The organism is Paenibacillus sp. EB106-05-06-XG162 (assembly GCF_058791655.1).
In genome coordinates, this window is sequence record NZ_JBYTDT010000010.1 from 1 (window position 1) to 14,449 (window position 14,449).

The window sequence follows — 14,449 nt, forward strand, 5'->3', positions numbered from 1 at the left end:
TTAAATCTGCTGCTTAACTTTTGAAATTCATCTAGACAATCTCATGGAGGAATTTACACACACATATGGACTTGACCGTGGGATGTGCCAATGCGAGCGAAACAACTGCACATTTGCAGTTATTTCGGCGAGCGGAGCGTGCTTTGCCACGCAACCATCCCAAAAAAGACTTCCATATCCCCACGGACATGGAAGTCTCCACACGGCCTGTCTATTCAATGTGTCGTCACAGCCGCATTCACATACGCCCGCGCATTCACCGTCATCTGCTCGAAATCTCCGCTTGCGATCAGATCCGGTCGAACCAGCTTCGTACCGAGACCAACTGCAGCAGCGCCGGCCGCGAATGTCTCTGCAATGTTGCTCAGATCGACGCCGCCTGTTGCCATGATCGGAATATGGTCGAGCGGTGCACGAATCTCATGCAGATAAGACAGTCCGAGCGAAGCCATCGGGAACAACTTCACCAGCTTCGCCCCAGCGTTCCATGCACGAACGATCTCGGTCGGGGTCATGACGCCGGGCCAGACATCCACGCCACGCTCAGCGCCGTAGGCGATCACCTGCTCATCTAGATTCGGTGAGATCAAGAACTGTGCGCCTGCAGCAATGGCTTCCTTCGCCATCGCTACATTTAAGACGGTACCGGCTCCAATATAAGCTTTTCCATCGAATGACTCGCGCCATCTCGCAATAATCGGCAGCGCTCCAGCCGTATTCATGGTTACTTCCATAAAAGCAACGCCGCCATCGACAAGCGCCTGTGCGGCTGCATCCGCCTGATGGTCTGCAATGCCGCGGAAAATCGCGACGATGCGATGCTGTAATAATTGCGTCGTCAGATCCAATTCTACTCGTCCTTTCTCATCCAAATCTAAGATCGCGGGGCCCATAACATAATGGACACGCCGATGATACAAATGCCTGCGCCAATCCAGTCATATACGTCTGGCGTCTTCCGATCTACGAGCCATCCCCATAAGACAGCAAGAATAATGAACACCCCACCGTACGCAGCATAAACCCGACCAAAGGAAGGGAATTTCTGCAGGGTCGGTATCACGCCGTAGGCGATCAGAATCGCCGACCCAAGGAGGCCATACCACATCGGTTTGGCCTCACGCAGCCATAACCAGACCAGGTAGCCGCCGCCAATCTCAGCGAGTCCTGCGATAATGAACAAAATAATGGCAATCATCATTGGAATTCGACTATGCTTGTTTGGACACGCTGCTATTCGCGAATGCAGCACTTCCAATAACGCCGCCGTTATCGATAAGCTCTCCGACACGAATACTGAGGCGCTCCAGATACCCTTTGTAGACTGAACGTTGCAATTCTTCGCGCATAGGCTTGAGCAGACGTTCTCCTGCCATCGCGCCGCCCCCGCCAATCACAACGACATCAGGGCTGAACAAGCTGATAGAATAAGCAAGGCCTTTTCCGAGCACCTTACCGGTATAGTTCATAATTTCAATGGCTAATGCATCACCAGCATCGTAGGCCTTCGACACTTCCGCTGCTGTCAATTCACCCTTCTCATAGACTTCACGTAGCGAGCTCTCACGTCCCGCAGCTAGCGCTTCCGTTGCTTGACGCGCAATCCCTGTAGCCGACACAACCGTCTCCAAGCATCCCGTTAGTCCACAACCGCATGGCGTCTTCTCGCCATCAATCGTGACGTGTCCAAGCTCTCCTGCCATATACCCGCTTCCATAGAACAGCTCACCGTTCGATACAGTCGCTGCCGCAAGGCCCGTTCCAATCGTAACGCCATGTACGACATTCGCACCTTTACCGGCACCTTTCATCGCTTCACCAAAAATGTACATCCGCACATCATTATCTATAAATACAGGTACGCCAATTTTCTCACTCAATAAATCTGCGAATGGAAGGTCTCTCCACTGCAAATTCGAGTTGAACGTGACATACCCTCTCTTCGGATCAATAAATCCAGGGATCCCCGCGCCAACTGCCTTCAATTCGCTGCGATCCACTTTCGCATTATTTAGCAATTCGTCGATCATCGATACCATTTTGTTCAGCACGTGGTCGCTGCCAAGATGCCGTTCGGTCGGCCGCTTAAGCGTTTGCAACAAGTTGTATTCCATATCGACCAGACCGCACACAATGTTCGTTCCTCCAACATCAATCCCAACCAAATAACTCACAACTTCTCCTCCTGCTCTCTAAAGGAAATAGATTCATATAATCTATCGATTATTATATCATATCGATTCCCGTGGATTCGGAAAATTCTTAATTTCGCCCCATTTGGAAAAGGATTATTAAGGTAAATGTCAGCAGCATTCTATATAATACTATTGTGATACTCGTCACACAATCTCGTTATCGAATTCATTTACGGGGGTTATTCTAGTGACCATTGTTGATATTAGTCAAATTGATGCATCGCTATTCATTACGATTGCCGTCTTCTTGATGGTAATTTGCCCACTGCTTAGCCTTGGGGTATTGCGGCTCTTTCAGGAAAGGAAGCGTGCTGGACTAACCTATATCGGGGGATCCATTGCCGGCTATATTATTTTCCTCGTCGTCATTAAATTGTTTTTCTGATTTCATCGATCAACTACATATTTTCAGATGACTTTATCCCACCCTCGTGCTTAGCATTCTGCGGCGCGCTGGTGGGATTTCTATTTTGTACCTTTCACTCGCGGTTGAGATTTTCCATCAATTTCACTATAATAGAACGGTTGTGCTGTTTACATCTAGAGGAGGATACATCATGAACAATGATTCCACATCAATGCAAACCTCGAGATTGCATTATTTCATTATGATTACGGTTATTATTGTGACGGGCGCGAGTCAGGGACTGCTGCTGCCGCTGCTAACGGTTCTGCTCGAGCATATGGGCGTCTCATCCGACTTGAACGGATTGAATGCGGCGATGCTCTATATCGGTATCTTCTCAACTCTCTTTTTCGTGGAGAAATTATTAGCCTATTTCGGGTTCAAAAAACTCATTTCACTCTCATTGATGCTCGTCATCATTGCTCTAGCACTGTTTCCGATGTTTAAGAGCATTTGGATCTGGTTCGCGCTGCGCTTCTTAGTCGGTGTCGGCGACAGTGCGCTGCATTACGCATCCCAACTCTGGGTACTTACATCGAGTAATGAACAGAATCGGGGACGCAACCTTTCCTTCTATGGCATGAGTTACGGGATCGGGTTCAGCATTGGGCCGCTCGGCATGAATTTGCTTGTGTTCGGCGATTGGGTGCCTTTCGCAGCGATCGGCGTGCTATGTACCATTGTGCTGCTCCTTATTATGTTCATTCTGCCTGACTATCAGGTCATGGGGACAAAAAAAGATGCACCTGTGCTGGAACGCCGCTATACACGGTCTTTCCAATGGGCATGGTTCGCACTCTTACCAGCATTCCTATATGGCTACACCGAAGCATCGATGAACAGCAGCTTCCCGATTTATGCGCTTCGGATTGGACTGGAACAGAACTGGATCTCCTTCCTTCTGCCGTTCTTCGGCATCGGAGGGCTTATTCTGCAATTACCGCTTGGCGTGCTAAGTGACCGGATTGGACGAAAAAAAGTGCTCATGGGCGCAGGATTCCTCGGCGGGATTGCGTTCCTGCTCATTCCGCTCTACGGTGCTAATCCGACAGCCATTCTGATCCTGTTCATGATCGCTGGCGGCATGCTGGGCTCCTTCTTCTCGCTGGGACTCGCTTTTGCCGCAGATATTCTGCCCAAGGCTTATCTGCCTTCGGCCAACGTCGTTGCCAGCTTCATCTTCAGCATTGGCAGCATTCTTGCACCGAACTTGGCTGGGATCGGCATGCAGCATATTTCCATTTCATCGCTCTTCTGGCTGCTTGGCGGTATCTTCATCGTGTTCGCTGCGCTAGGATTCATGTTCAAGTTGAAGCAAGCGGATCAAGTACGCATTCGCGAATCTGCGCTTGACGTATAGTCATTCGAACGCGTATGATACTGGAAATGGAAATAACTTACTGAACGACATTGAAAAAGGGTAAGTAAAAGCGCGAATGTGGACTTGCAGAGAGCCGGTGGGAGCTGTGAACCGGTGTCCAGCGTACTTTGAATGGCCTTTGGAGTTGTCTCCCGAACCGTATCTACGAGAGTAGGGAGTACCGGGTTTCCCGCCGTTATCAAGGGAGCGATATCGATGAGCTGTGCCGGTGTTCGGCAATGCATCAGCGATTCCGTATCGTTAGAGCGGATCTGTCCTCCCCTTTCCTGGGCGTGTGACGATTCATAAAGGTGGTACCACGAAGCTTTCGTCCTTTCTATAGGCGAAGGCTTTTTTTGTTCAATTTGACAGGTTGAAGGAGGTGATGGTCATGGAAGATGGTTGGTGGTGGGCGTGGTTCGTTCGTTGCATATGTTATCACAATGAAAAAGGACACCAGCTGCGTGCTGATGTGTTCTTAAGGAGGAGCTTATATGACACAAGAACGCGTATTAACAGGAGATCGCACGACAGGCCGACTTCACCTTGGCCATTACGCCGGAAGCTTACAGAACCGTGTACAGCTGCAGCATCAATATGATACATTCATCATGTTAGCAGATGTGCAAGCTCTAACAACTCATTTTGACCGCCCCGAGATGATTCGGGAGCATGTACGCGAAGTTGCACTCGATTATTTAGCGGTGGGCATCGATCCGGAGCACGCGAATATTTTCATTCAGTCCATGATTCCGGAAATTGCTGAACTGACCGTATTCTTCTCGATGTTCGTGAAGGTGAATCATCTGTGTCACAATCCAACGATCAAAGCGGAATCTAGAGGTGGCTCATTCGATGAGCTCTATTACGGCTTTCTAGGATATCCGATCAGTCAGACAGCCGATATTACATTCTGCAAAGCAACGATCATCCCCGTCGGCGAGGATCAACTTCCGCATTTAGAAAGTTCACGTTACATTGTGCGGCGGTTCAACGAGCTCTATGGACCCGTGTTCCCTGAGCCTCAGGCCTTGCTAAGCAAGTTCCCTCGACTCATCGGGCTCGACGGCAATGCGAAGATGAGCAAAAGTCTTGGGAATGCTATCGCCTTAAGCGCGAGTAACGAAGAGATTGCGTTCAAAGTGCGGAAAGCCGTGACCGATCCTGCACAGATTCATAAGAACGACCCGGGGCATCCGGAACGCTGTCCGATCTACCATTACCATCAAGCTTTTCGAGCGGATGAAGCAGCCGAAATTCATGCTGCATGCGAACAAGGCACCATCGGCTGTACGGAGTGCAAGCATCGCATCACGAATACCCTCCAAGGGCTGCTTGCGCCTATGCGCGAACGCCGCGCTGCTTATGAAGCCATGCCTGCATTCATCGATGAGATGCTCCAGCATGGAACCGAACGTGCTCGTGGTATCGCACGCCATACGATGGAGGAAGTACGTGAAGTGATGGGGATTCAATATTTTAAGTAAATAGATTGCAAGAAGGGAATGAATCGCACATGATCCATTATCTAGAATACTGCTTAAGCAAACCAGGTACTAGCCTGACTTTTCCCTTCGGGAATGAAGTGCGCGTCCTCAAGGTAGGGAATAAAATGTTCGCACTCATGTCGTCCGACGACCCAGCACCTCACATCAGCCTGAAATGCGACCCGATTCGTGCCGCCTCCCTTCGGGAACAATATGCTGAGATCAAGTCCGGCTACCATCTGAACAAGAAGCATTGGAATACCGTCACCCTGGATGGCAATCTTACGGACGAGGAGATCAAGATGCTGATCGATCACTCGTACGAGTTGGTCTTCAAAGGGTTAACGAAGGCGGAGAAAGCCGAAATCACGGGATAAATTAAAATTGTCTAGGAAGATGAAGCAAGAGTTGTTCTTGCTTCATCTTTTTTTGGGCGACAGTATCACGTCGTACGATGCTAGTTCCCTGCTGCTATGTTGGATTTCGTACAATGTAGGACGCAGATCATACCCCTTAGCCTCGTCTATCATGGATCTGAGCAGGATGGACAGCCATATATGACTTGTTTGCGCCGAAATGATGTCAAATTACTGCAGGAATCCACTATAATATTAGATTTGCTTCTTATAGGACCCAAGTTACTGCAAATATACAGGTTAGCCAATTCTGTTCTGTACATCATCTTCTCTTATCTCGATGGATTGAATCTCATGCCCGTCGACTGGAAGGATTACGTGTCCCTCGGCTGGCGACGAGCTGCCTCCTCTTGTTGTATTCCATGTCCCAATGGAGGTCCGTGTCTATTTTTAGACTTATGTGGATAGCTTGTGAAATTTTCCATTATCTGTTGTCTCGCGGCAATCCATCGATTATGATTTAAATAGAACGATCGTTCCATAGATAAGGATGACAGATGATGAAACGACATTACGATAGTGATCTTACGCGCAGGGAGATCGCAGAGAAAGCAGCACAGCTGTTTGCACAAAAAGGATTTGCAGGAACCTCTATTTCCGATATCTCTAGAGAAACGGGCTACAGCAAAGGGCATGTCTACTACCATTTCGAAAACAAGGAAAAGTTGTTCCTCTATCTCGCGAAGGACGGCATGCGTGTATGGGCCGAGAAATGGGCTGCCATCTCGCCGAATTATGAGACAGCCACCGAGAAGCTATACGCGATGGCTACCTTCGTGTTGAACAACTACCATACGCCGCTGCTCAAGGTAGGTCAAGAATTAGCAGCGAATTCTAACGTTCAACCAGAGACCGTGCAGGAGCTCTACGGACTGGCCGCAACACCCATGCAAGCCTATGCGACCATTCTGCAGCTTGGGATCGATTCGGATGAGTTTGCGATTGAGAATCTTGAGGCGACAACCTTTCTGCTCGGCACGTGGTTCGGCTCCTTATGCCAGCATATTTACACGATGGATGTTGAGCAGCTTCACGGCATGTTCCAACAGTGTGTTACGATTTTTCTCGGCGGTATCCGACAGAAATAAGGAGCTGCCTATCTTCGGATTAGAACGATCGTTCTAAACGTTCTAATTCATCACAACAAATACGACTAATAGGATGTGGGTAAATTGACAACATCGCATCAAATCGCCATTGTCACCGGCGGAGCCTCGGGAATTGGGCGAGCGCTTGGAATCGAGTTAGCTCGTGAACAAATCTATGTGATCATAGCCGATATCGATCGACAAGGCCGGGATCAAACCGTCCATGCGATTGAACAAGCAGGCGGCAGCGCACGCGGCATCCACCTCGATGTGACCGATGCCGATCAAGTAGAAACGGTAATTCGAAGTATTCATCAAGAGTTCGGGCGACTTGACTATATGTTCAACAATGCGGGAATCTCCATGTGCGGGGAGTTATATGATACGACACGCGAGCATTGGGAACGGATCATGAATGTGAATCTGTGGGGTGTGATTCATGGAACGCGTATCGCCTACCAGATTATGAAGCAGCAAGGCTTCGGGCATATTGCCAATACGGCCTCAGCTACCGGGCTCGGTCCTTCACCGACAGCCGCTGCCTACGCCACCACGAAGCATGCGGTCGTCGGACTAACGACATCGCTTCATTATGAAGCCGAAACATTCGGTGTCAAAGTCAGCGCGCTATGCCCCTCCTTCGTTGATACTCCGATTTTCGAGAAGAGCGAGACTCTTAACATGGATAAAGCCAAAATCACAGCCCAAATGCAAAAACAAAAATTGATGCACCCTGAGCAGTTCGCAAGCATTGCCTTAAAGGGGCTGAAGCGAAATGAACCCATCATTTGCCCGATGCCTCTGCGGCGGACGATGGATATTGTATTCACCCTATTCCCTGCACTTCATCGGAAGGTCATGCGACTTGTATGTAAGGTAGCTCGTCAAGCTAGCATCGCACCGACACCGTCACGGGAAAATACATTTATTGAAGGTGCTTAATCAATAGAGCCGCCTATCTTGGTTTGGACCCCTGATAGGCAGCTCCATTCCGAGGTATGATTATGCTTTCGCAACATGCTCCGCATAATGCCGTCCCCAATGCGGTCTTGTCCCATCAAGATCCGTGAAGTCGTACACCTCTGACAGTCCCCATGTGCTGTAGGTTCCGCCTGTTTTCTCGAATACGCACGGATCGCTCACCAGCGCAACGACAGCTCGGCCGATATAATATGGTGTCTCGGATGCGATGAAGTTAGGGTCCTTCTTCGCGCCTTCCTGCCAATTCGCTTCGGTAACACCGAAGTGCTCCAGCATCTCCTCCGACCGCAGAAATCCTGGCGTTAACGATAATGAAGTTACGCCATGAGGACGCAAGTCCGCAGCCATCGCTTGCGCCAGGTGAATGTTCGATATCTTGGCCAAGCTATAGTACAGATTGCCGCGATAATCATAACTAACCCCGTCCGTAATCTCGAGAATCAACCCTTGCTTATTCTCGACCATGAGCTGCGCCGCATAGTAGCTTGTAACCATGTGCGTTCGTACGGCTCGCTCCTGCACGAGCAAACCTTTCCCAAGTGAATGCTCCCAGAACGGTTTCGTCCAATCGACCAGCGATTCGCCACCCCAAATATCATTGACGAGAATATCCAGACGTCCTTGCTCCTGCTTCACACGCTCGAATAGGGCAACAACTTCCGATTCCACCGTGTGGTCCACACGAACTGGAAAGGCTGTGCCGCCTCTTGCCTGAATCATCTCCGCTGTCTCATCAATCGTCTCACTGCGTCCGATATCCGATAGAGATCCGCGGACACTACGCCCCGTCACATAGACCGTCGCTCCCGCTTCCCCCAAGGATACAGCAATCGCCCGCCCTGCACCGCGAGTTCCTCCTGCCACAACAGCTATTTTTCCTGCCAGCGATTTGATCTGCATAGAATTTGTCATAAGAATCGTCATCCACCTTTCCTATTTGCATGTTACCTGTGTCTAATGTATCATCCCTATGATGACATCAATTGTCATATATGAAATTCAGTTTGATCCAAGGAGGTATTCAGCATGCGCGGCGACCGCTTATTATCCATTCTGTTATATCTTCAAAGCCATGGCAAAATGACAACATCCGAACTCGCAGCAAGACTCGAAGTCTCTGAGCGGACCATTCATCGGGATATGGAAGCCTTGAGTACGGCCGGGATTCCGGTCTATGCAGAGCGCGGCTCAAGCGGCGGATGGGCGCTCATGGAAGGATACCGCACCAATCTTACGGGATTGCATGCGGACGAGATGATGTCGCTGCTGTTAGCTCATCCATCGGAGACGTTATCTGAACTAGGTCTGCACAAAGAATATGATTCCGCCCTTCTCAAGCTGCTCGCTTCTTTGCCCAAAACCCTCCAAGCGGATGCTGAATTCGTCCGGGAACGCATTCATATTGATGGCGCGGGCTGGAGCACTGGGGGCAGCAGCTCTTCCTGGCTATCAGTCGTCCAAGAAGCCGTGTGGGAAGCAAAACAGCTACTCATTCACTATCCGTCATCCTCACAGTCTGAGGTGACCGAACGGATGATTGAACCGTTAGGCCTCGTCGTCAAAGGAAACGCATGGTATGTCGCTGCCCTTACAATAGAAGGCACGTTTCGCACGTATCGTATCTCCCGGATCAAGCATGCCAGCAAGACGGAGCAATCCTTCGAGCGCCCCGCTGACTTCAATCTTGCCGCTTACTGGGATGCATCTGTGCAAAGTTTCAAAACCAATCTGCCACGCTACGAGGCCGTCATTCAGGTACATAACGTCATCCTAACCCGGATTGAGTATGCACGATTCGCAACCATCTTACACAAAGAGCCCCTGCATGACGTTCCGAAGTGGAGCACCGCACGGATTCAATTCGATACGATCGAATCCGCAGCTTCCTACCTGCTAGGCTATGGGCCCGACGCCGTGGTCGTCGCCCCGCAGGAGCTGCATGACCTCGTCGTGCGGCAGGCTGAAGCGATTGTGGAGGCTTATCGGAATACAACGCACAAAAAGAAATAAGGCTGAGCAGTTAACTCCTGCCCAGCCCTCATCACCCAAATCCGTTAACGATTCGATGTAATTGTAATATCCGAATACCCTAGTGTTTTCAATTGTGCTTGTGTCATGAAGACATGATCGTTCATGATCCTACTGTTATCTGGGGTAAGTCCGATTTGCCGTGAACCGACTTGGATCGTGTAGCGATATCTCGGTACTGCGGCACGATCCTTAGCGGACTCCAGCTTCACTTGCCAATGCAGCTTCTGCGCCAGCTCACGCATCGGAATCCATTGCGCTCCATCTCTGTTGAAGACATATGGGACTGCAATCTCTTTGCCATCGACATGAACAGTATGCAATGTATCCCTTACGACCGCAACAGGGTGAACCGGGAGTTTCCAGACGTCCAAATTCGCATCGAGCTCCGGTTGCTGTTCATATCCTGGCGGTGACCAAGCAAATAGACGGCTCCGCTCCGTATCATCAACAAGAGGACGTGACTTTTTCGTACCAAGATCATATACCATTTCTTGTCGAGACGGTTCATTATTCACATAAACCATCAGGTTGCTCTTGATATCATAGGCATATAATGTCCCTAACAAGATCCGCTCCCACTTCCCAGATGCAGGATCGTATGTCACAATCTCATTCTGACGGTCTTTCTCACTGTAGCGCTTCAAAATGATCCGATCGTCTGCCGTCCAAGCCGCTCTTGCATTTCCGTAGCTCTCATTCCACTCTACAATCTCTCCTGTTTCGACATTACGCATCCAATAAACATAGCGTTTGTCACCCACAGTGAGATAATACGATTGCTCGATAAAAGCCCACTTGCTATTCGGTGACAGTATGAAGTTCGGACCCTCGTGGACCGTGTCCTCCGTCCAGTCATAATAAGAAGGTTGGAATTCCATATCCACATTGTACGGAATCCAGACGTTAGGCGCGTCCTTTGGGGTCCCTTTACTTACCCAAGTAAACCCTTCTCCCCACCGACTTAGGCTTCCATCCGGCTTGCGTTCAACGACGGCACTCCAGTAGCTATCTCCATCATGTCCACTCACATTGTAATAAACCGTTCCCCTCTCCTCATCGATATACCCAACATATTGATTCTCAATTTTCGGCGCGACGTCCGGACGATTCTCCACGACCGTACCTGCCGGCGCATTCGACTCTGCTGCATAACTCACGCTACTACCCATCAGCAGCGTAGCGCTCAACACAGCCAACGCGGCAATTCTCCACTTCCCATTTACTCTCACACGTAACACTCCCCAATAGGAATAAAATGATAGGTTGGAAATTAATGTAACAACCATCCTATAGACGCCCCTTCGCCAGAAAGGTTGCAGTCCACCGCTAATTCGTATTGAAGACACTATCCGTAATCATCTTACTAAATACATCCTGCACATCAGGCGAGATCTGCGCTCTTACCGGTTCAAGCAGAGTCTGAACTTCTTTGTTACGGAAATCGTAGCGATTCGCTTGAAATACCTTAGCAAAATGCGCTAACGTCTTGTCCAAGGCTTCCGGCGTCACCCCTTTAGCCGGTCCTTCTCTTTTCAACAAAGTCATATATCGGTTCAAATAATCGGCCTTATCCTCAATTCCTCCGTCAAAAATGTACGCAACCCGTCTCGATATCTTCTTCTCGCCCGAACTTGATGCACTTGTAAACGGTGGGAGCCACCCTTCATTCTGATAAATGATCACAATATCATAGCTGTCTGCGGTAATTCGCGGGTCCGTGAAGTCGATTAAGAACTGCCGTACCCCCGGATTTACGTATATTTCTTTAAGCCGGATTCCTTTCTCCTTCTCATTGTCCGCATAAGGTGCTGGCACGAGGTACGCTCCCACGGCATTGCCCTTGAACTTCACGAGCGCAGCATCATCTTTGGACGAATAAAATTCCGTACTCGAGACGGCTATGGATGGGAACCATGCGCTTTTAGCCGATGGATACATATAGAAGGCGATCATGAACAAGAACATCATCACGACGTACAATCCATAGCTTTTACCGATATATCTCTTGGTGGAAGTCACCCGAATGATCAGATAAAAGCCCAGAAGAACGAGCGCGATCACCACGGCAACGATGAGATAACTGATCGAATCTAGCTGATGATTTTGCAATACATTCACCAATAAGTAGATAAATAACAACGGAAATGCGAGCGCACATAGTATACTCAGTCCGCAGTAGTAGAGCACGATCGTAAAATACTTCTCAATCTTAGCCAGCGTAATGCGAGAATCTTGTATGAAATAGAATGCAAAATGAAAAAGATAGAACACAATGGGGATAAAAATAGAGCAGACCATGCCCTTAATCATATAAATCACGAAATTCCACATCATATTCAGATCAATCTGATTATCGACGTAAATATCCCGCTCCATCGCACTTACTCGGTTAAAAATATAGATTAACGCCATGATAATCGCGCCAATGATAATCATGTGACGAATATTAATGCGATCCATCGTCGTTATCCCATCATCGAGAAGGGCAGGCACGGTCGGCTGCTGAGGCTGCTTTCCGGTCCTCCACCTCCATTTCCATCGCTTTTGCTTGTACGTCTTCGCACGAGACAATTCGACTTCATTTTCCATCGTTTTTCTCCTCTCCCTTTAAAATAAATACGGGTGCTCGGACTCTTCCTCCGTCGCCTTAAGTTCATCAACCATCGCAACACATTCCGGGCCATCATTCTTTACGCTTCCTACGGTGCTGGACACCGCGTAGCGCATCATTTCGGATTCAGGATAAGGCTTCAGTAATGGCAGCAGCTTGTCCGGGTTCGACTGATGGCGATCCAACCAGTAAGCCTCATCTTCCTTGCGCAAAATGACCGGCATCCGATCATGCACATCGGACACCAGGCTGTTCGGCGTCGTCGTAATAATCGAGAACGTGCTGATCTTCTCGCCGTCTTCCGGGTTCACCCAGCTATCATATAAAGCCGCCATGCTAAAAATTCCTTCATCCCTCCGCATGAACCGCATCGGCTGCTTCTTGCTTCCAATCGCCTTCCATTCGTAGAAGGAATCCGCTGGAATGATGCACCTTTTGCGGTATACTAGATTACGATATGAAGGCTTCTCCAGCAGCGTCTCCGCCTTTGCATTGATCATGCCGCCCGCCTTCCGCTGATCCTTCGCCCAGTTCGGGACGAGCCCCCAGCGCAGCGGACCTAGACGGTTGCGGCTTCCATCGTTAATAATCGCGGGGACAATTTGCATCGGAGCCACGTTGTATCTGGGTAGATAGAAGGGGTCATTCACTTCTTCGATAAAATATCGCACGACTAACTCGTCGAAGGTCATCGTAATGGTATATCGTCCGCACATGAGGCGGTCCTCCTCGAGAATAGATTTCGAACCGTAAAATCGGTTATCATGAATATATAATTACTTCCATCTTAGTCCAAGATTGAAAGGGGAACAAGAACATGTCTGCCACAGAGAAAATTAAATTAACCTCTTATTCCACGAAAGGCGGATGCGGCTGCAAAATCGGCCCTGCGGATTTGTCGCAAGTCATTCGCTCCTTACCGCCAGCGATCCCGAATCCGAACCTTCTCGTCGGGATCGATACGAGCGATGATGCGGGTGTCTATAAACTGACTGACGATCTTGCAATCGTGCAGACCGTCGATTTCTTCACTCCGATCGTGGATGATCCGTATGCCTTCGGCCAGATCGCTGCTGCGAATGCGATCAGTGATATTTATGCAATGGGCGGCAAACCGCTCACTGCACTTAATATTGTAGCTTTTCCGATCCATACGTTGGACAAACAGGTCCTCGCCGATATTCTGCGCGGCGCACAAGACAAGATGAATGAAGCAGGCGTCACGCTCGTCGGCGGGCACTCTATCGATGATAAAGAGCCGAAGTTCGGTCTTGCCGTGACTGGTCTGGTACATCCCGATAAAGTCCGTGCCAATGCAGGAGCCAAGCCTGGGGACAAGCTAATCCTCACCAAACCGATTGGCGTCGGCATCCTCACAACATCGATTAAGAAAGATCAGCTTAGCGAGTCGGAAGTCGAACGCGTAACGAGCGTCATGGCGACGTTGAACAAGAAAGCCGCTGAGACGATGGAGCCTTTCGATGTTCATGCGTGTACGGATGTGACGGGATTCGGCTTGATGGGACATAGCCTTGAGATGGCCAAGGGCAGCCGCGTTGGCTTGATCATTCATGCGGATCAAGTCCCTGTACTGCCACGCGTGCGTGAGCTAGCTGAAGCAGGCTTCGTGCCGGGCGGAACCAAGAACAACTTCGCTCACGTGCAGGAATCCATCACCTTCCCGGCCGAGCTGGATCAGGTCGGACAATGGATTCTATGCGATGCCGTTACCTCCGGTGGACTCCTCATTTCCGTCGCTGGTGAACAGGCCGAGGAATTACTTCAACAACTGCAACAAGCCGGCGTCGAAGCAAGCATGATTGGCGAGACGACCGAGAATCATCCAGGACGTATCGTCGTACGCTAAAGGGGTC

Annotated in this window: 15 protein-coding genes; 8 read left to right on the forward strand and 7 right to left on the reverse strand. The window is 49.6% G+C overall.

The genetic code is table 11. The features are described from left to right. Positions 1 to 215: 215 nt before the first annotated feature. From AC3WU2_RS19740 to AC3WU2_RS19750, 3 genes are read right to left on the reverse strand one after another with little or no spacing between them, the layout of a single operon-like run. Positions 216 to 893 carry a bifunctional 4-hydroxy-2-oxoglutarate aldolase/2-dehydro-3-deoxy-phosphogluconate aldolase gene (locus AC3WU2_RS19740; protein WP_492456785.1) on the reverse strand — a complete coding sequence of 226 codons (678 nt, stop codon included), beginning with the start codon at positions 891 to 893 and terminating at the stop codon, positions 216 to 218. After that, positions 875 to 1,201 (reverse strand): YnfA family protein, encoded by a 327-nt coding sequence (locus AC3WU2_RS19745; RefSeq protein ID WP_492456786.1) that lies wholly within the window; start codon positions 1,199 to 1,201, stop codon positions 875 to 877. The genes AC3WU2_RS19740 and AC3WU2_RS19745 overlap by 19 nt, the downstream gene beginning before the upstream one ends. Before the next feature lie 10 nt (positions 1,202 to 1,211). After that, positions 1,212 to 2,174 (reverse strand): ROK family protein, encoded by a 963-nt coding sequence (locus AC3WU2_RS19750; protein WP_492456787.1) that lies wholly within the window; start codon positions 2,172 to 2,174, stop codon positions 1,212 to 1,214. Positions 2,175 to 2,382: 208 nt separating this feature from the next. Between AC3WU2_RS19750 and AC3WU2_RS19755 the strand changes: the two genes are divergently transcribed. The 6 genes from AC3WU2_RS19755 to AC3WU2_RS19780 all read left to right on the forward strand — a co-directional run bounded on the left by AC3WU2_RS19755 (position 2,383) and on the right by AC3WU2_RS19780 (position 7,894). Further along, positions 2,383 to 2,580, forward strand: a complete 198-nt coding sequence (locus AC3WU2_RS19755; protein ID WP_492456788.1) for a hypothetical protein — start codon at positions 2,383 to 2,385, stop codon at positions 2,578 to 2,580. Between the two features lie 82 nt (positions 2,581 to 2,662). Next, the gene (locus AC3WU2_RS19760; protein ID WP_492456951.1) at positions 2,663 to 3,961 is read left to right on the forward strand and encodes an MFS transporter; all 1,299 of its coding nucleotides are present in this window, start codon (positions 2,663 to 2,665) and stop codon (positions 3,959 to 3,961) included. A gap of 494 nt (positions 3,962 to 4,455) precedes the next feature. Further along, positions 4,456 to 5,448, forward strand: coding sequence for a tryptophan--tRNA ligase (trpS, locus tag AC3WU2_RS19765; protein ID WP_492456789.1), 993 nt, complete (start codon positions 4,456 to 4,458; stop codon positions 5,446 to 5,448). Between the two features lie 29 nt (positions 5,449 to 5,477). Beyond that, positions 5,478 to 5,825, forward strand: coding sequence for an MmcQ/YjbR family DNA-binding protein (locus AC3WU2_RS19770; protein WP_492456790.1), 348 nt, complete (start codon positions 5,478 to 5,480; stop codon positions 5,823 to 5,825). 536 nt (positions 5,826 to 6,361) lie between these two features. Continuing rightward, a complete protein-coding gene (locus AC3WU2_RS19775; protein WP_492456791.1) occupies positions 6,362 to 6,952 on the forward strand; it encodes a TetR family transcriptional regulator C-terminal domain-containing protein in 591 nt (196 codons plus the stop codon). An 84-nt stretch (positions 6,953 to 7,036) separates the two neighbouring features. After that, a complete protein-coding gene (locus AC3WU2_RS19780; protein WP_492456792.1) occupies positions 7,037 to 7,894 on the forward strand; it encodes an SDR family NAD(P)-dependent oxidoreductase in 858 nt (285 codons plus the stop codon). A 60-nt stretch (positions 7,895 to 7,954) separates the two neighbouring features. Here AC3WU2_RS19780 and AC3WU2_RS19785 read toward each other — a convergent pair whose 3' ends face one another. Then, a complete protein-coding gene (locus tag AC3WU2_RS19785) occupies positions 7,955 to 8,827 on the reverse strand; it encodes an SDR family oxidoreductase (protein ID WP_492456952.1) in 873 nt (290 codons plus the stop codon). Between the two features lie 132 nt (positions 8,828 to 8,959). On the opposite strand from AC3WU2_RS19785, the gene AC3WU2_RS19790 reads away from it, so the two are divergent. Further along, positions 8,960 to 9,943, forward strand: coding sequence for a helix-turn-helix transcriptional regulator (locus tag AC3WU2_RS19790; RefSeq protein WP_492456793.1), 984 nt, complete (start codon positions 8,960 to 8,962; stop codon positions 9,941 to 9,943). Between the two features lie 44 nt (positions 9,944 to 9,987). On the opposite strand, the gene AC3WU2_RS19795 is transcribed toward AC3WU2_RS19790, so the two are convergent. The 3 genes from AC3WU2_RS19795 to AC3WU2_RS19805 form a co-directional block, all read right to left on the reverse strand. Further along, on the reverse strand, positions 9,988 to 11,193 hold the full coding sequence (locus AC3WU2_RS19795) for a hypothetical protein (RefSeq protein WP_492456794.1): 1,206 nt from the start codon (positions 11,191 to 11,193) through the stop codon (positions 9,988 to 9,990). Between the two features lie 97 nt (positions 11,194 to 11,290). Next, on the reverse strand, positions 11,291 to 12,553 hold the full coding sequence (locus AC3WU2_RS19800; RefSeq protein ID WP_492456795.1) for a hypothetical protein: 1,263 nt from the start codon (positions 12,551 to 12,553) through the stop codon (positions 11,291 to 11,293). 18 nt (positions 12,554 to 12,571) lie between these two features. Continuing rightward, positions 12,572 to 13,291, reverse strand: coding sequence for an SOS response-associated peptidase (locus AC3WU2_RS19805; protein WP_492456796.1), 720 nt, complete (start codon positions 13,289 to 13,291; stop codon positions 12,572 to 12,574). Positions 13,292 to 13,392: 101 nt separating this feature from the next. On the opposite strand from AC3WU2_RS19805, the gene selD reads away from it, so the two are divergent. After that, positions 13,393 to 14,442, forward strand: a complete 1,050-nt coding sequence (gene selD, locus AC3WU2_RS19810) for a selenide, water dikinase SelD (RefSeq protein ID WP_492456797.1) — start codon at positions 13,393 to 13,395, stop codon at positions 14,440 to 14,442. Positions 14,443 to 14,449 lie beyond the last annotated feature (7 nt).